The 15,897-nt window shown below is 68.5% G+C and carries 17 protein-coding genes and 3 pseudogenes; 9 read left to right on the top strand and 11 right to left on the bottom strand.

The window, feature by feature from the left end; all coding sequences use genetic code 11:
- Window positions 1-191 precede the first annotated feature (191 nt).
- The 3 genes and pseudogenes from ACFW9O_RS30650 to ACFW9O_RS30640 form a co-directional block, all read left to right on the top strand.
- Window positions 192-745, top strand: a pseudogene (locus ACFW9O_RS30650) (IS5 family transposase); the annotation flags it as partial.
- 566 nt (window positions 746-1,311) lie between these two features.
- The gene (locus ACFW9O_RS30645) at window positions 1,312-1,488 is read left to right on the top strand and encodes a hypothetical protein (RefSeq protein ID WP_384613804.1); all 177 of its coding nucleotides are present in this window, start codon (window positions 1,312-1,314) and stop codon (window positions 1,486-1,488) included.
- Entirely contained in the window at window positions 1,485-1,850 is a 366-nt protein-coding gene (locus ACFW9O_RS30640) for a DUF397 domain-containing protein (protein ID WP_384613802.1), read from the top strand. Before ACFW9O_RS30645 ends, ACFW9O_RS30640 begins: the two co-directional genes overlap by 4 nt.
- On the opposite strand, the gene ACFW9O_RS30635 is transcribed toward ACFW9O_RS30640, so the two are convergent.
- Both ACFW9O_RS30635 and ACFW9O_RS30630 read right to left on the bottom strand, forming a co-directional pair.
- Window positions 1,800-2,309 carry a hypothetical protein gene (locus ACFW9O_RS30635; RefSeq protein ID WP_384613800.1) on the bottom strand — a complete coding sequence of 170 codons (510 nt, stop codon included), beginning with the start codon at window positions 2,307-2,309 and terminating at the stop codon, window positions 1,800-1,802. The genes ACFW9O_RS30640 and ACFW9O_RS30635 overlap by 51 nt on opposite strands.
- Before the next feature lie 168 nt (window positions 2,310-2,477).
- The gene (locus tag ACFW9O_RS30630) at window positions 2,478-2,918 is read right to left on the bottom strand and encodes a dirigent protein (protein ID WP_384613798.1); all 441 of its coding nucleotides are present in this window, start codon (window positions 2,916-2,918) and stop codon (window positions 2,478-2,480) included.
- A 741-nt stretch (window positions 2,919-3,659) separates the two neighbouring features.
- Here ACFW9O_RS30630 and ACFW9O_RS30625 point away from each other — a divergent pair.
- Both ACFW9O_RS30625 and ACFW9O_RS30620 read left to right on the top strand, forming a co-directional pair.
- Window positions 3,660-4,394 carry a flavodoxin family protein gene (locus ACFW9O_RS30625; protein WP_384613796.1) on the top strand — a complete coding sequence of 245 codons (735 nt, stop codon included), beginning with the start codon at window positions 3,660-3,662 and terminating at the stop codon, window positions 4,392-4,394.
- A 21-nt stretch (window positions 4,395-4,415) separates the two neighbouring features.
- A complete protein-coding gene (locus ACFW9O_RS30620) occupies window positions 4,416-5,381 on the top strand; it encodes a DUF5996 family protein (protein WP_384613795.1) in 966 nt (321 codons plus the stop codon).
- Window positions 5,382-5,484: 103 nt separating this feature from the next.
- Here the strand turns inward: ACFW9O_RS30620 and ACFW9O_RS30615 are convergent, their stop codons facing one another.
- Window positions 5,485-5,661 (bottom strand): DUF7008 domain-containing protein, encoded by a 177-nt coding sequence (locus tag ACFW9O_RS30615; RefSeq protein WP_384613793.1) that lies wholly within the window; start codon window positions 5,659-5,661, stop codon window positions 5,485-5,487.
- Window positions 5,662-5,774: 113 nt separating this feature from the next.
- A pseudogene (locus tag ACFW9O_RS30610) lies at window positions 5,775-6,647 on the bottom strand (DUF7008 domain-containing protein); the annotation flags it as partial.
- A 213-nt stretch (window positions 6,648-6,860) separates the two neighbouring features.
- Here ACFW9O_RS30610 and ACFW9O_RS30605 point away from each other — a divergent pair.
- Window positions 6,861-7,803, top strand: a pseudogene (locus ACFW9O_RS30605) (IS5 family transposase).
- Window positions 7,804-7,817: 14 nt separating this feature from the next.
- Here the strand turns inward: ACFW9O_RS30605 and ACFW9O_RS30600 are convergent.
- The 4 genes from ACFW9O_RS30600 to ACFW9O_RS30585 all read right to left on the bottom strand — a co-directional run bounded on the left by ACFW9O_RS30600 (window position 7,818) and on the right by ACFW9O_RS30585 (window position 11,160).
- Window positions 7,818-8,120, bottom strand: a complete 303-nt coding sequence (locus ACFW9O_RS30600; RefSeq protein ID WP_384613791.1) for a hypothetical protein — start codon at window positions 8,118-8,120, stop codon at window positions 7,818-7,820.
- A 432-nt stretch (window positions 8,121-8,552) separates the two neighbouring features.
- Entirely contained in the window at window positions 8,553-9,104 is a 552-nt protein-coding gene (locus ACFW9O_RS30595) for a YceI family protein (protein ID WP_384613789.1), read from the bottom strand.
- Between the two features lie 827 nt (window positions 9,105-9,931).
- Entirely contained in the window at window positions 9,932-10,144 is a 213-nt protein-coding gene (locus tag ACFW9O_RS30590) for a barstar family protein (RefSeq protein ID WP_384613787.1), read from the bottom strand.
- Between the two features lie 50 nt (window positions 10,145-10,194).
- A complete protein-coding gene (locus ACFW9O_RS30585) occupies window positions 10,195-11,160 on the bottom strand; it encodes a pirin family protein (RefSeq protein ID WP_384613785.1) in 966 nt (321 codons plus the stop codon).
- Window positions 11,161-11,283: 123 nt separating this feature from the next.
- Here ACFW9O_RS30585 and ACFW9O_RS30580 point away from each other — a divergent pair, with 123 nt between their 5' ends.
- Window positions 11,284-11,640: a tetratricopeptide repeat protein gene (locus ACFW9O_RS30580; RefSeq protein WP_384613783.1), complete on the top strand. Its 357-nt coding sequence runs from the start codon at window positions 11,284-11,286 to the stop codon at window positions 11,638-11,640.
- 173 nt (window positions 11,641-11,813) lie between these two features.
- Window positions 11,814-12,719, top strand: coding sequence for a DUF2199 domain-containing protein (locus ACFW9O_RS30575; protein ID WP_384613782.1), 906 nt, complete (start codon window positions 11,814-11,816; stop codon window positions 12,717-12,719).
- Between the two features lie 58 nt (window positions 12,720-12,777).
- Here the strand turns inward: ACFW9O_RS30575 and ACFW9O_RS30570 are convergent, their stop codons facing one another.
- Both ACFW9O_RS30570 and ACFW9O_RS30565 read right to left on the bottom strand, forming a co-directional pair.
- Window positions 12,778-13,488: a TetR/AcrR family transcriptional regulator gene (locus ACFW9O_RS30570; protein WP_384613780.1), complete on the bottom strand. Its 711-nt coding sequence runs from the start codon at window positions 13,486-13,488 to the stop codon at window positions 12,778-12,780.
- Window positions 13,489-13,585: 97 nt separating this feature from the next.
- Window positions 13,586-14,341, bottom strand: a complete 756-nt coding sequence (locus ACFW9O_RS30565; RefSeq protein ID WP_384613778.1) for an SDR family oxidoreductase — start codon at window positions 14,339-14,341, stop codon at window positions 13,586-13,588.
- A 146-nt stretch (window positions 14,342-14,487) separates the two neighbouring features.
- On the opposite strand from ACFW9O_RS30565, the gene ACFW9O_RS30560 reads away from it, so the two are divergent.
- Window positions 14,488-15,000 carry a GNAT family N-acetyltransferase gene (locus ACFW9O_RS30560; protein ID WP_384613776.1) on the top strand — a complete coding sequence of 171 codons (513 nt, stop codon included), beginning with the start codon at window positions 14,488-14,490 and terminating at the stop codon, window positions 14,998-15,000.
- A 112-nt stretch (window positions 15,001-15,112) separates the two neighbouring features.
- Here the strand turns inward: ACFW9O_RS30560 and ACFW9O_RS30555 are convergent, their stop codons facing one another.
- Entirely contained in the window at window positions 15,113-15,889 is a 777-nt protein-coding gene (locus ACFW9O_RS30555) for a CbtA family protein (RefSeq protein WP_384613774.1), read from the bottom strand.
- Window positions 15,890-15,897 lie beyond the last annotated feature (8 nt).

The following is a 15,897-nucleotide window of genomic DNA, read 5'->3' as shown; positions in this document are numbered from 1 at the left end:
GCCCGCGCCAACGGCGCGAACACCTCCCTAGCGAACTCCTCCAACCGGCCCCGGCACGCGGCGAGTTCATCTGCCCTTATACCAGCAGGAAACCATCAAGGCGACCGCTTGCCCAGACACCTAACAAAGCCCTACTAGGAGCTGTCCGGTCGATCATGTAACCGTTGTTTGATCTGCTCGTTCTTCCTGGTATGGGGCGGGGAGAACGCGGTGATCTGTCGGACGCGGAGTGGGAACGGTTGCGGCCGTTCCTGCCGGTGAGCAACGGTCGGTGTGGGCGGTGGCGTGATCACTGGCAGGTGATCGACGGGATTCTGCACCGGGTCCGGACCGGGGTGCACTGGCGCGATCTGCCTGCGCGGTTCGGGCCGTGGAAGACGGTCTATGAGCGCCATCGGTTGTGGTCGGCCGACGGTACCTGGGAACGTCTGCTGCAGCAGGTCCAGGCCGCGGCCGACGCGGCCGACGACATCGACTGGGACATCTCGGTGGACTCCACCATCTTGCGCGCCCACCAGCACGCGGCTGGCGCCCGCACCGACCCGCCGCCGGCCCTTGCCAGCTCAAAGGGGGACGAGACGCTGGAACACCAGGACGAAAGTCCGTGGCAGAGCCTCGTCGGCCGGCTGGCGGAGGTGGTGCGGGAAACGAGGGCCTGGGCCGCTCGCGCGGCGGCTTCATCAACAAGATCCACCTGAGCGCGGACGGCTCCTGTCGCCCGCTGTCCTTGATCGTCACGCCGGGGCCGGGGGCCTGGCCGTACGGGCCGACGGCAAGGGGCTGGTGGGGCACGCGGGGGTGGTGTTGTTGCGGCGGCTCGCGGACCGGTCGGGGCTGACCTAGTCGTTGACCGGGGTGTTCCCTCAGGGCGGGCCGGGATGGCGGGAGCGTGCGGTGATGTTCGTGCAGTTGGCGATATCGATCGCACCCGGGGCCCGTAGTGTGCTGGAGGCTGAGCAACTCGCCCTGCACCAGGAGCTGTTGACCGGTCCTGGGGCTTCCGACTCCACGGTGCACCGGACGCTGGGGACCTCGCCCCTGACGGGATCGCGGCGATGGCCCGGGCGCGGGCGAGGGTCCGCCGGGTGGTGTGGTCCTGGCTGGCCCTACGCCCCGGTGGGTTTCCCTGGCTGACCATCGCCGGGAAACGCCTGCACCACTGGGTGATCGTCGACATGGACGCCACGATCATCACCGCCGCCTCGAAGAAGGAAGGGGCGGCGGCGACCTGGAAGAAGACGTTCGGTTTTCACCCGCTGGCGGCCTGGTGTGCGAACACGGGCTGTTGCAGAGCGAGGAGTACGCGAGGCGGTGTTCGCTATGCGTCGGCCGCTCCTCGACGAGGACACCGTCGCACAGCGGGTAGCCGCCCGACTGGACCGGCAGAAGCTTCTCGCGCTCGAATCCACATATGGCGTGCTCCGCGCCCAGGCCATGACCCCGAATGAGTCACTGGCCCAGGTCGAGATGCTCTTGGGAGAGTTGTGAAGAAGAACGTCGACGGGGCAACCGGGCTGGTCTGGAAGAAGAGCAGCTACAGCTCTGGTGAGGGCGGGCAGTGCGTGGAAGTGGCGGCCGCAGACACGGCCGTCCACATTCGCGACTCGAAGCAGTCCGGAGGCCCGACCCTGCGCGTCGGAGCCGTCCAGTGGACGACGCCGCGCGCGGCTGACGTACCGAGGACCGCGTATCGGGTGCGGGTGGAGCCGGATTCCGGCCCCACCCTCGCCCGACGGAGCAGGCGGCGAACCAATCTGCCGACGACGGGCGGCGGCAGGCACCGCAGTCACCAGCGGCTATCAGCCGGGGATGATCTGTCCGTTCTCGATCTGGAAGTTCTCGGCCGGTGAGCAGCCGATCGACGGCGTGATCAGCAGGCTGACGGCAACCGGTGCGGGCTCCGTGCCGGCGGTGGAGAACTCGCACACCGCGTGGCGGCCGGTCAGCGGGAACCAGAACCAGGCGTCCGCCTCGCCGACCGGAGCACGGTCCGATTCTCTCCACGCACCGTTCTTGAAGGTGAAGACCTGGAGGCGCACGGATGCCGCGAGCGGATCGGTCTCCGACCTCAGAGCGGTGAGTGTGAACTTGAGGTCCCTACCCAGGACCGATGTGGCGATCCGTCGGCGCTCTGTCGCACGAAGCGCGGTCTGCGGTTCCTTCCCCTGTCCGGCCGTCGGGCGGGCCTGCGGGTCGGTCGGCCGCGGGTTCGGCGGGCCTCCGGCGGTTGCGCCGACCGTGACGGTGACGGCCGTGGCGGTGGCCAGGGCGACGCCCCAACTCATGAATGTGCGGAAGTTCTTGATCACGACGTCTCCATGTGCGGTGATCGGTGCGGGTCGGGTCGGGTCGGGTCGCGGCGGCGCGTCGATGTCCGGGACGGGCCTGTGACGGGGTCTGCCCGATATCTGGCACGGGCGGGAAGCGCTGCTCTCGCCACTGCACATCCCGGGCGGCATTGAGACCGCCTGACGCAGCTACTTGCCGGGGAAGGACGGAGGCATCGGCGCCTCGGACGGCACGTGACCGTCCCGGGCCCGATGAGGCTGCACGTCGAGGACTTCGAAAGTGAGTTGCCAGGTCGCCGGCGTCAACACCCGCTGGGTCACCTGGCCACGCGCCGTACGGAACTCTCCAGTGCCTCCGTTGATCGCGTTGACGACCGTTTTCGGTGCCGGAATTCCGGCTTGCTCGCCCTGGACGGTGATCTGCCCACCCGGCAGCACTGCGGTTGACGAGCACTGTCCCGCGTTGCGTTCGAGGTCGGTGATGACGCAGAACCCGCCGAAGCGTCCGACGGGGCGTTCTTCCGCTCCCCCGGTCGACGCCAGATTCCCGCTGAAGACGAACTGGTCGCCGACGCTGCGGCCCGGTGCCCCCAGATCCAGCTCTTCGCCGACCTGCAGCCGGGCCTCCACGCGGATGGTGCGGCTTTTCGCCGAGGAGCCGTCGACAGGGTGGGCTGCCGCAGTCGCGGACGCCTTCTGCGGGACCACGTCCGCCGCCTTCCGCGGGACCACGTCTGCCGACGCGAATCCAAGGGTAGCGAGCCCGCCAGAGCCGCCGAGAACCGTAACGGCGAGGAATATGAAGGGCCGGCCAGCGAAGCCCATGGTCGCCTCCGTGTGTGGGGGATGAACAGAGCCAGGGCCGCCCAGCCTTGGGTCGCTTCACAGCAGGCAAGGCACCCGAGGAGGTCGGGGGACCGGTAGCGAGAGCGGACTCGGGGTGACGAATGCGCCCGTACCCATTCATACGCGCCTCCGTCATGCGGAACGCTAATGGCAGTGATGTCGAAGCGCTCAGCAGAGAGCCAGGATGGGGGCCATTGGGGTGCACTCCTTGAGGGAAAGCCTCGTTTTCTCGTCGCGACTGCCGGTTGATGCCCGGCGGGGCAGGGCGGCCAGGGCAGGGGGCGGGGTGAGCACGGCTTCTCGGGGTTTGCCTTGGCGTTCTCGCCGTCCAGGGAGCGAAGTTGCACGCCTCCCACCCGCTGTGCGGCTGCTGTGGCGGCCGTGCGCGGACGGCCACAGGATTGACGTTGGGCCTCCGTGGAGGAAGCAGGAGGCAACCAGCACCCTCCACGTGTCCGCCCCTGCGGAAGCGCCCACCAGCGGTCCAACTCGTTGAGGCCGCGCTCGACACCGGGAGGAACACCAATGGACCAGGCCGTGGAGAAGAACGGCGCGACGCCATCGTTCGACGGGCTGCGAGCGCTGTTCCTCAACACCACGCTCAAACGGTCGCCGGCGATCAGCAACACGGGCGGGCTGATCGACCGCAGTGTCGGCATCATGCGGCAACACGGAGTGGATGTAGAGACCGTACGGGCCGTCGACCACGACATCGCCACCGGAGTGTGGCCGGACATGACCGAACACGGCTGGGAACGTGACGACTGGCCTCAGTTGTACGAGCGGGTGCTCGACGCGGACATCCTGGTGCTGTGCGGGCCGATCTGGCTCGGCGACAACAGCTCGGTGATGAAGCGGGTGATCGAGCGGCTGTACGGCTGTTCCAGCCTGCTTAACGACAAGGGGCAGTACGCGTACTACGGACGGGTCGGCGGGTGCTTGATCACCGGCAACGAGGACGGTGTCAAACACTGCGCCATGAACGTGCTGTACAGCCTCCAGCACCTCGGCTACACGATCCCGCCGCAGGCCGACGCCGGGTGGATCGGCGAGGCCGGGCCCGGCCCGTCCTATCTCGACCCCGGTTCCAGCGGACCCGACAACGACTTCACCAACCGCAACACCGCCTTCATGACCTACAACATGCTGCACCTGGCGGCGATGCTGCGTACGGCCGGCGGCATCCCGGCGTATGGCAACCGGCGCAGCGAGTGGGACGCGGGCTGCCGTCCCGGCTTCAGCAACCCCGAGCACCGATAGCCCCCTCTGGAGGAAGACGCCGTGAGTACTCACCACTCCCCCACGCGCCCGGCGGCGTCGGGGCCTGCCGCATGGCCGTCGTTGCGGGTCGCCGACTGGACCGCGACGCGGGACACGCTCCACATGTGGACGCAGATCGTGGGCAAGCTCCGGCTGGCTCACGCGCCCCTGCTCAACCACTGGTGGCAGGTCACTCTGCACGTCACCCCCAGAGGGCTGACCACCGGGTCGATCCCTTACGGCAGCGGTGTGTTCGACGCGGAGTTCGACTTCGTCGACCATCAGCTGCGGATCCGCAGCAGCGACGGCGGCGACCGCAGTGTGGCCCTGGCACCCAAGTCGGTGGCCGCCTTCTACGCCGAAACCATGGAGGCGCTCGACGCGCTCGGCATCGGCGCGGACTTCCAGAGGCGTCCGAACGAAGTGGACCCCTCGATCCCGTTCGCGGAAGACGAGCAGCACGCCTCCTACGACGCAGAGGCGGCGCACCTGTTCTGGCGGCAGCTGCTCCAGGCGAACCGCGTCATGGGCCAGTTCCGGGCGCACTTCACGGGCAAGTCCAGCCCGGTGCACTTCTTCTGGGGGGCGATGGACCTCGCCTGCACCCGCTTCTCCGGACGCTCCGCTCCCCCGCATCCAGGCGGCGCCCCGAACTGCGGCGACTGGGTGATGGTCGAGGGCTACTCCCGCGAACTGTCCAGCTGCGGCTTCTGGCCGGGCGGCGGAGAGGAAGGCGCGTTCTACTCCTACGCCTACCCTGAGCCCGCAGGCTTCGCGGACTATCCCGTGGGGCCGGAGGGCGCCTATTACAGCACGGAGAACGGCCAGTTCCTGCTCCCGTACGAGACCGTGCGCACCGCCCCCGACCCCGACCGCGCACTGATGGAGTTCCTGCAGACCACCTACGAGGCCGCCGCCGAACACGGCGGTTGGGAGCGGGCGCAGCTGGAAGACGACCCACGCCGGTGGAGACAGACAGTGAGCTGATCCCGTCCCGAACCGTGCGTGTCAGGCCGCCTGCCTGGGCCGAGTTCGCAAAGCCCGGGGTGGGGCCGAAGCTCCGGCCCCACCCACATGTGCCCGTACGTGCCTACTCTGCGGCCTTCGTGCGGCCGCCCCGCTTCTTCTCGGGGCGCCAGGCGCGCAGGTCGGACTCCGACAGGTGGCGCTCGGTGCGGCCGAGGTTGAGCGCGCTCTGGAACTCCTCGGCCGGGTTGCCGTCCCACTCCTCGTCGAACTCGTCGTACCACTGGTGCACCCAGGGCATGGCCTCCTGGAGCCCGGCCAGGAGCGGGACGAAGCGCGCGTCGTTCTTGGCCAGCCGTCCCGCTCCGCACGGTCGTGGACGAGGTTGGCCAGAACCTCGGCCTGCTCGCGGTGGTTCCAGCCGGCCCAACCGATGAGGAGCGACGAGTCGTTGTCCGTGGACACCCCCGGGTAGGAGATGAACCGTTCCTTGGGCACATCGAGCTTGCCGCGGTTCGACCAGTAGGACAGCTTGACGAAGTCGACGCCCGTGTACTTCGGCGGACCCTTGATGTCGAGCCGCTTCCCGGTGCGGTCCTCCTCGCGCTGCTGCTCCCAGACCTGCTCCCACTGCTCGCGCTTGCGGAAACCGGTCTCCTTGTAGCGCAGAACGCTGAGTTAGGGGGCGTGCTCGGGCTCGATGACCGCTGCGAGGACGGTCGCCAGGGAGGCATCCCGCTTGCCGAGGTGGTCCTCTGCGTAGAGGGCGGCGACGGCCTGGACGTCCTCGTCATGGCGGAGGGCATCGGCGAGCTGGTTCACGGTGAGGGGGCGGGCCGCGGTGAACTCGTTGCGCTCCTCGAACCACAGGTCGTGGCGCTCGGCAGCGTCCAGCAGCCAGGCACGCAGTGCGGTGGCCTCGCGCTTCTCCCACGGCTCGGTGGACCAGCGGCGCTTGTACTCGGGGCGCTCGATGAGGCGGATGTCTTAGTTGGACTCGATGAGGTCTGGGCGGGCCTGTACGACCTGCTTGTAGGCGTCGGGCCACTCTGCCGGGATTTCGCTGACTGGGGTAGATCTGTGCCGTGCATACCAGCTGGTATCGGCCGTGGCCCCGTCGCGGGCCAAGATGACCTCAAAGGTGCGCTGGCCAAGCTCGAGCTGGGGGACGTCGATGCCAGTCAGGTCAGTAGGGCCTACGGACAGCGTGGTCCTCGCTGTCTCTGTTGGTGTGAGCAGTCCGTAGGCTCCATACACAAACCAATCCAACTCTTCCTGAATCACCATCATCCGGGATCGGATCTTGGCCTGGGCGGCAGAGGCTCCGGCGAGTGCAGCGCGAGTCGGTGTTGCGGTAGCCGTGAGAGTGGAAGGCTCGTGCTCGACCAGTTCCTGGGCGGGCCTTGTCGAGTGAGCGGCTCAGCCCAAGCGGGAGCGTGTCGGCTAGGAGCTGTCCGGCCGATCATGTGACTTTCGCCTGATCTGCTCGTTGTTCCCGCTATGGGGCGGGGAGAACGTGGCGATCTGTCGGACTCCGATTGGGAGCGACTTCGGCCGTTCCTGCCGGTGAGTAACGGTCGGTGTGGGCGGTGGCGTGATCATCGACGGGTGATCGACGGGATTCTTCACCGGGTTCGGACCGGGGTTCACTGGCGTGATCTGCCAGAGCGGTTCGGGCCGTGGAAGACGGTCTACGAGCGCCATCGGCTTTGGTCTGCCGACGGAACCTGGGAACGGCTGCTGCAGCAGGTCCAGGCCGCGGCCGACGCGGCAGGAAAGATCAACTGGGACATCTCGGTGGACTCCACCATCGTGCGCGCACACCAGCACGCGGCCGACGCCCGCATCGATCCACCACCGGCTCTCGCCGACTCAAAGGGGGACGAGTCCCTGGAACACCAGGACGAAACTCCGTGGCAGAGCCTCGTCGGCCGGCTGGTGGAGGTGGTGCGGGAGGCGAGGGCCTGGGTCGTTCGCGCGGCGGCTTCACCAGCAAGATCCACCTGAGCGCGGACGGCCGCTGCCGCCCGTTGTCCCTGATCGTCACGCCGGGGCAGCGAGCCGACTGCACCCAGTTCATACCGGTGCTGGAGAAGATCCGGGTCCTCCGGCCCGGACTGGCAGGCCCCGCAAGAAGCCCGACAGCATCGCAGCCGACAAGGCATACAGCAGCGGTCCTTGCCGCCAGTATCTGCGGCGACGCGCCATCCACCACACGATCCCGGAGAAGGCCGACAGTCAGGCCGCCCGCCTGCGCAAAGGATCGCGAGGCGGCCGGCCACCGGGCTTCGACGAGGAGCGGTACAAGAAGCGCAACACCGTCGAGAGGGCCATCAACAGGCTGAAGAACTCCCGTGCCGTCGCGACCCGTTACGACAAGCGCGGCTACGTCTTCCTCGGCACCGTCACCGCAGCCGCCCTCGTCATCTGGCTCCGCACCTGACCGATGCCAGGCCCTCAACTCACCGAGGCGCCCGGCGCCAACACCAAGCCCGCTGCCGCAAGGAAGTCCTCAAGGCCGATGACACCGCTGCCGCTGCCGTCGTCCCATTCGATCAGGAGCCCGGAGAGGCCCTCGTTCCAAGACTCCGGCGTGTCAGCGTCATCCTCAGGGCCGGGATGCCACTCGACGCAGCCCTCGCCATGCCGGTATCGGAGATACAGGTACTGGCCGTCCGCCGTCCAGGCATCCCACTGCGACGGGTATGCGGAACACGTCTGCACAACCCGCGTCAGCTTCCGACCCTCATCCTTACTCATCCGACGATGGTCGCGCAGCATCAGGCGTCCAGCAATCGACTTCAGACCGTCGCCACAGACGCCTCAAGCAGCAGCCATGCGCACGCCATCAATGATCGGCCGGACAGCTCCTAACAATTCCTGCCGCGTCATGCGGGCTGAAGGGAATTCAGAGGACTGCGCACCGGATCGCCTGACCGCCGGCAGAACCACCTGACTCCCGTCGGAACCGGCGTCTCTGGTGCCGTCTCTCCTGTACGTCGCACAGACGTTGGGTATCCGCGCTGCCTTTTCGAACGGGCCGGCCCGGTGCCTTACCCGTCCTGCACCCGCACGACGTTTGCCGTGCGGGTGCAGGACGGCATTTGACCCGGACACCGCGGTCCGCGAGCGTATGGTCACTTCCCTGCGTGGTGGTGCCGCCGACCGGGTGGGCCAGCCGGTCGGGCACTGCTAGCCCTGCTTGATCGCGGAGATGTCGAACTCCAGGACGACCTTGTCGCCGACCAGCACGCCGCCGCCTTCCAGGGCCGCGTTCCAGGTCACGCCGAAGTCCTTACGCGAGATGGTCACCGATCCTTCCAGGCCGACCCTCAGGTTGCCGTAGGGATCGACAGCATTGCCGGTGTACTCGAAGTCGACGGTGACCGGGCGGGTGGTGTCCTTGATGGTCAGGTCGCCGGTGACGCGGTATTCGGTGTCGGAGCGAGGCTCGACCGAGGTGCTGCGGAAGGTGATGTCGGGGTAGTTGGGAGCGTCCAGGAAGTCGTTGGTGCGAAGGTGTTGGTCGCGCTGCTCGACACCGGTGTCGATGCTCTCGGCCTTGATCACCACCTGGGCAGTGGATCGGGCCGGATCGGCGCCGTCCACCCGGGCGGTGCCTTCGAACTGGTGGAACGCGCCGCGGACTTTGGTCACCATGGCGTGGCGGGCGACGAAGCCGATCCGGGTGTGGGCGGGGTCGAGGACGTAGTCCCCGGTGAGCTCAGCGATTTCGATGGTCATGGTTGGGCGCCTCCGAAAGACCGGGATCCTGGCGGCGGTACGCCCGGATCGTTCTTGCCCCACGCTAGGGCGCGATCGATTCCCGTCCCGGCCGGACACACAGGCAAGCGGAGTGCACTCTGACCAGCCACCTAGGGCCAACGACTTGCCACTGCTGGCTTTCCTTGCACCCGTGGCCGGCACTGATTCGAACAACTCCAGGGCATAGTGCTGTCGAAACTGCTGAACATCTGCTGCCAGAACCCGGTTCTGGCACAGATCTTGCGGAGCGGTCGCGGAGGTCACCGCGGTGTTCGAGGACGGGGTGTCCTATCTCGTCCAATCGAGGCGTCTACTCAGCGAATCCAGTTGATTGGCTGGCACGGCCCGTCATTCAGCCGTCCGAATGTTCGCGGCGCAGGTGCTCAGAGCGGGACCGGAGGATGTCCAGGGCTTCGTGGATCGAGCAGCCGAGGTGGTCTCGGAACAGCTTGACGGCCTTGATGGTCATGCCGCTGAGGATCTCCTTGTCCGCGAAGGAGAGCGGGCCGGCCGTCCAGAGGACGGAGCGGGATCTTCACCGGGCCAGTCGACGTCGGTCAGGGTGACGAGCAGGCGGCCGTCCGCAAGCGCCACCGCCACGTCCATGCCGCTGGCCGCCTTCTCCGTGAAGGCAACGGGTGCAGTGCGGTCCAGGAGGAAGGCGAAGTGCTGGGCTATACGCTGCCGCCATTCATCGAGCTCGCCGTCGCCGTCCAGGCGCAGGTCGGGGTTCCAGGCTGCCTGGAAGAGAACTGATACGAACAGCCCGAGGAAGTCTGATTTCAGCAGGTCGTCTGCATACTCGATCAGGATCGCGAGGTCCTGGTTCCGTGGCCGGGACCATGCCAGTCGTGGAGGCAGTCGACGAGTGCGTCCCAGTTGTGGCCGAAGTAGCCGAGGAACGACAGTTCCCGGGCGAAGGTGCGGAAGACGGCGCCGGATCCCGTATTTCCCGGCCGTCCAGGCGCAGGACCAGACCGTTTCGCTGCACGAGCGCAACCGTTTGCGACGCCAGCCATGGGTCGGCTGGGGACGTGAACACGACCGGACCCGGCCACATCAGCGCAGCTCAGCGCACCCTTCCGCGCGGCTTCAGCGCCACCGGCGGCATGGCCGGAGCAGGCAGCCGGTCGCCGTCGTAGCCCTTCACCTCGCCGAAGCGGGGGCCCTCCATCCAGTCCAGCCGGGCCGACTCGATCTCCTCGTGGGACCGGCCGATGAAATTCCACCACATGACGATCTCCTCCTCGAACGGCTCGCCCCCGAGGAGCATGAGCCCGGCGTCGGAGACCGCGCGCAGGGGCAGTTCGGTCCGGCCGCAGCCGAGGTAGAGCATCGAGCCGGGGAGTACCGGGACGCCGTCGACCTCTGCCTCGCCGGACATGGACAGCACCGCGTACTCGAAGTCGGGGTCGAGTGGCAGGCGAGCCTCGGCGCCGCCCGTCAGGGCCAGGTCGGCACCCACGATCGGGGTGTACGCCGTACCGGGCGACGTGGCGCCGTCGAGTTCGCCGAGGATGACGGTCGCCGTGAGCCCCGGCGCGGTGACCGCGGGGAGGTCGGCGTGGTGCTGGAAGTGCGGTTCGACGTTCCTGTGGGCGTCGGGCAGAGCCACCCACAGCTGGGCTCCGTGCAGAAGCCTGGCATGCGGCTTGGGGCTCTCCTCGGAGTGGCTGATCGCCCGCCCCGAGGTCATCAGACCCAGCTCGCGCGGGCGGACCGTCCGGAGACTGCCCAGGCTGTCGCGGTGCAGGACCTCGCCGTCGTGCAGCCAGCTGACCGTCTGCAGGCCCATGTGGGGGTGCGGCGGTACCTGCATCCCGGGCTCGTCGGCGATGTCGTCGGGGCCGTAGTGGTCCACGAAGGCCCAGGCGCCGACCATGCGGCGGCCCAGGTTGGGCAGGAGTCGGCGGACCTCGGTGGACTCGCCGAGCTGAACATGCCGCGGCGTGAGGAGTTCACGCACCGGCTCGGCGACGACGAAGCCCCGTCCTCCGCAGACGGAGAGTGCGGCCTGGCGATCGAGATTGCTCATGGCGCTCAACCTATTCCCGTGCGGACGTGGAGTGTCGGTCCCCACGCCGAAAATTTAGTGGAATATTAAACTACACTCCTTGGTTGACGCGTCCGCAGGACCCGATTCGCTCCAGGAGGAGAAGTGAACGACACCTACTACGAGTTCGGTACCGCGGCCGACCGCTGGGACCGTGCGCAGATGTTCTTCGACGCCAAGGAGTACCTGACGGCGGCGCGGATCCTCGGCGGGCTGGTGGACGAGGAGCCGGAGCTGGTCGCACCGCGGCTGCTGCTGGCGCGCGCCTACTACCACTCGGCGCGGCTCGCGAAGGCCGAAGCGGAGCTGCTCGCCGTCCTGGAACGCGATCCGGTCGAGGAGTACGCGCGGCTCATGCTCGGTCGCACACTTGAACGCCAGGGTCGGTCCTCGGAAGCGGCACCGCATCTGAGGATGGCCGCGGCACTGGCCGGGGACTTCCGGCCGAGGGATGTGTCTTGATCCCTGACGGCTCAGCGCGTTGCGGCAGAGGCGGCACGGAGCAACAAGGCCGAGGGACGCCCGCGCACTGGATGTGTTCGGGCGTCCCGGCAACGGCACGCGTCACCGTGGGCAGGACCCCAGGGCGGGACCCCGGGCTTCGGGGCGGTGCGGGCGTTCCCTAGCCTGGCGCTGTGACCAGCCATCTTCCCTCCTGTTCCTGCTGCGGCGAGTCCCTCACGGACGAGCGGCGCATCGACGTCGGATTCAACCTGCCCGACGCCGCCCTCACCGCACCCGAAGGCTCCCGGCACCGGCTCGGTCCGTCCGCGCTGCTCAGGGTGGACGGCGTCGGCTCCTTCATCCGCTGTCTGCTTCCCGTTCGGCTGACACACGGGACCGAGCTGGTCCTGGGCGTATGGCTGGAGGTCGACGAGGCCACGCTCCGGGAGGCGGACGAGCGGTGGGAAGACCCTGGTTACTCGGACCTCACCTTCAAGGGGCTGCTCTCCAACCAGGTCCGCCCCTGGGGCGATGACCTGCTGGGCGCCCGGTTCATCGCCCGGGTCACCGACCCCGACGAGCTGCCCTACCTCGTCGCCGGCCATCACCCGACGGCCACCCGCGTCCTGGAGGACGTCTGGGACCGGGACCACGTCCTCAGCCGCTTTCCGCACCAGCTTCCCGTCGACGTCCGCACCCGCCTCGACGACCGCTGGACCGTCGTCCGCACCGCAGGCCTGACCGCCCGGGTCGCCGACGGAGCGAACCGGTTCGCAGGACCGGACCGCAGCGCCGCCGTGACGGTGTTCACGGACGACGTCCCGGGACGTACCCCCAAGGACTTCCTCTCGGTACTGCTCGACGGCGCCCCCGACAGGCTGCCCGCGCAGCGGCTCACCGAGCCTCTGCCCGGCGGACTCCGCCACGCCTTCTGGCTGACCCCGGACGACCACGGCGGGGAGCGGCACGAGTTCTACGGCTTCACGGTGTCAGCCGGCGGCACCGTTGCCGAGCTGTGCTGCACCCATGAGGACCCCGCCGACCTCGCCTGGGCCCAGCAGGTCTGGCGTTCCCTCGCCTGGTCAGATCCTTCTTGATCCGACAACGTGCGCCTCGGGTCGGCATCGGCGGCACGGATCCGGAAAGGCCGGCCCCTCAGCGATCCCCGTCCCCCGGCGTCGCGTTCGACACCCGGTCCAGCCATTCGTTCATCAGCACCGATTCCGCGGCACTCAGGCCGGACCCCTTCGACCGGTCCAGCAGAGCCCTCAACCGGACAGCCGCTGAGGGGACTTCGGCCTCCACCGGTTCGGCGACACGCGCATCCGGGGTGAAGACCGCGGCGTGCACAGCATCGCGTACGCGCGTCTGCACGCTGTCGTCCGAGAAGGTCGCGGGGCGGGATACGAGCATGAGGGCCACACCCGTATTCGCCGACATGATCATCTGGGCGGCCAGTTCGGGGGTGACGCGCAGCTTTCCCTGTTCCGCAGCCCGCTCCAGATCACGGGTCAGGATCCGGTGGGCCTCGAGCGCCGCGGCTGGTGGCGTGCGCATCGCCGGAGAGTTCATCAGCCGGTACAGGTTCGGGTTCCGCAGGGCGAACTCGATGTGGCTGTCCCAGCCGTTGCGGAGGTCCTCGACGGGGTCCGTGGATTCGCCGCGTTCCCGCTTCGTCGCGAGGTACGCGTCGAAGCCGTGGTCGACCACCGCCGTAAGGAGCCCTTCCTTGTCCCCGAAGTGCCGGTAGAGAGCCGGTGCGCCGACCTGGGCCGCCTCGCACACGGCCCGGGTGGAGATGTCCCCGTCCGGGGACGCCGCGACGAGCCCTGCGGCCACTTCGAGGATGCGCGCTCGGGTACTCACCGCACGGACGCTATCAAGCGGTTCACGGCGCGGGGCTCGCGCCCGCACGGGAAACGGGCCCGTCCGACCGGGTCGCCGAAGAAGGTCGTCCGGTCCGTCACACGATCCCCCCGTTGGCGCGCAGCACCTGGCCGTTGACCCAACGGGCGGGGCCGGCGAGGAAGGAGACGACCTCCGCGATGTCCTGGGGCGTGCCCAGCCGTTCGAGCGGCGGCTGGGCCGCCATCCTCGCGATGGTCTCCTCGTCCTTGCCGTCCAGGAACAGCGCGGTGGCGGTCGGGCCGGGGGCCACGGCGTTGACCGTGATGTCCCGGCCGCGCAGCTCACGGGCGAGGATCAGCGTCATGGCCTCCACCGCCCCTTTGGTGGCCGCGTAGGCGCTGTATCCCGGGATGGCGAGCGAGAGTACCGAGCTGGAGAAGTTGATGATCGCCCCGCCCTCACGGAGGCGTCGCGCCGCCTGCTGGTCGACGACGAACGTGCCGCGGATGTTGGTGCGGTGCATCCGGTCCAGGGCATCGAGGTCGGTATCGACCAGGGGTGCGAGCGTCATGACACCCGCGGCGTGGACGACCACGTCGATCCCGCCGAAGGCGGCCTCGGCCGCGTCGAAGAGGGCGGCCACGGCCGTCTCGTCGGCGACGTCCGCCTGAAACGCGAATCCTTCGCCACCGGCGGAGATGACCGCCTCGACGGCCGCTTCGGCCTCGGTCCTGTTGCCCGCGTAGTTGACGACGACGGCGAATCCGTCGGCCGCGAGCCGCTCGGCGCTCTCACGCCCGATGCCTCGCGATCCCCCGGTGACCAGAGCGACCCTGCGCGCCGCGGTGGTGTGCTGCTGTTGCTCACTCATGACCTGCTCCTGCGACAGAGGGGTTCCGGCCGTCTCCGCGACCCCATCACGAACAACGCTAACACCATTACCGTAGCAACGCTACGCAGGGACGGTGGCGAAACTCGCGTGCATCGGTCCCTGCCGAGGTGATACTCCGGGCTGTCATGGACAACCTCATGACGACACGCCTCCTGCTGCACCCGCTGAGCGCGGCCGAAGCCGCATCGGTGGAGGCGGGCGAACCGCCGGCAGGCACCCTTTGGGCACCCGGATACCCCGGGGACGGCGACCGCGGGGTCGCCCGCCGTTTCCTGGAGACCTGCGCGGACGCCGGCAGCCCCCAACCGTTCGGCGCCTACGAGATCCGCCGCCGCGCGGACGGGGCCGTGATAGGCGGCGTGGGCTTTCACGGAAGGCCCGATTCCGACGGTCGGGTGACGATCGGCTACGGGTTGATCCCCTCGGTACGCGGTCGGGGGTACGCCTCCGAGGCGCTACGGGCCCTTCTGGCCTTCGCGCGTTCCCAGGGGGTCGCGTCCGTGAAGGGCGACGCCGATCTCGACAACACCCGCTCGCACCACGTCATGGCAGCGGCAGGTATGCGGCTGGTCGGCGAGGACGACAGGCTCAAGCACTTCCGTATCGACTGGATACGAACCGGCCGGCCGGGCGCCTGACCCCCGACGCCGGACGCCTGAACGCAGAGCTCGGCCCCGGCCGCACATGACGGAACCCGCCGGGTATCCCCGGCGGGTTCACTTGCCGCAAGCCCCCTGCGGGGCTGGAAGGTCAGCTCACGGCATCGGCCGTGCGAGGTGCCGTACGGTCACCCGCCGACGATGCGGTACGCGCGGCCGGTACGAGAAGCCGCTCGGTCAGGTAGCCGAAGACGAGACCGAAGACGGTCCAGAGCGTCGTCTGGACAGCGAGCGTGGACAGCCGGAACTCCCACAGCAGGCTGGCCGGGAAGTCCGTGCCGACCTCGTTGAACGAGGGCAGGAAGGCGTAGGCGAGCCCGATCAGCAGGACATAGCCGGCCCCTGCGGCAGTCGTCGCGTTCCAGTTGCCCAGGCGGGGTGCGAGACGTTTGCCGAACATCACGGCGGCAACGGCCAGCAGCACGCTGAGAGCGACCATCAGGAAGAACATGCCGGTGCGCTGTCCGATGGTGTCGGGGTTTCCGACAGCCGGCGGGTTCGCCGGGTACTTCAGGAACGGCACGACGTACACCGTCAGCAGGGCCGCACCCGCGACGAGCGCGGCCGTGGCCCTGGGGCCGAAACTGCCGATGCGGCCCAGGGCGTAACAGAAGACGAGTGCGGCGATGCCGCCGATGGCCACGCCGAATACGAGGACACCGGTGGCGAGACCGCCGGTGGCCTGCATCGTGCGGCTGACGAGTTCCTCGCCGCCGCCGTGGTCGTGGGCGTGTGACTCTTCCAGCGCGATGGCGGCGTCCACGCGGGACTCACCGAGGAAGTAGGCCACGGCAAGGGCGAGCGCGCCGGCCACGAGGCCGGCCAGCATCCCGCGGACGAGCAGAGCTCTGACCGATACGGAGTTCATGGAACGTT

It is taken from the genome of Streptomyces sp. NPDC059499 (assembly GCF_042749285.1).
Taxonomy (GTDB): Bacteria; Actinomycetota; Actinomycetes; order Streptomycetales; family Streptomycetaceae; genus Streptomyces.
Note: the sequence above shows the minus strand (reverse complement) of the source record. Positions and strands in the feature narration are given on the sequence as shown.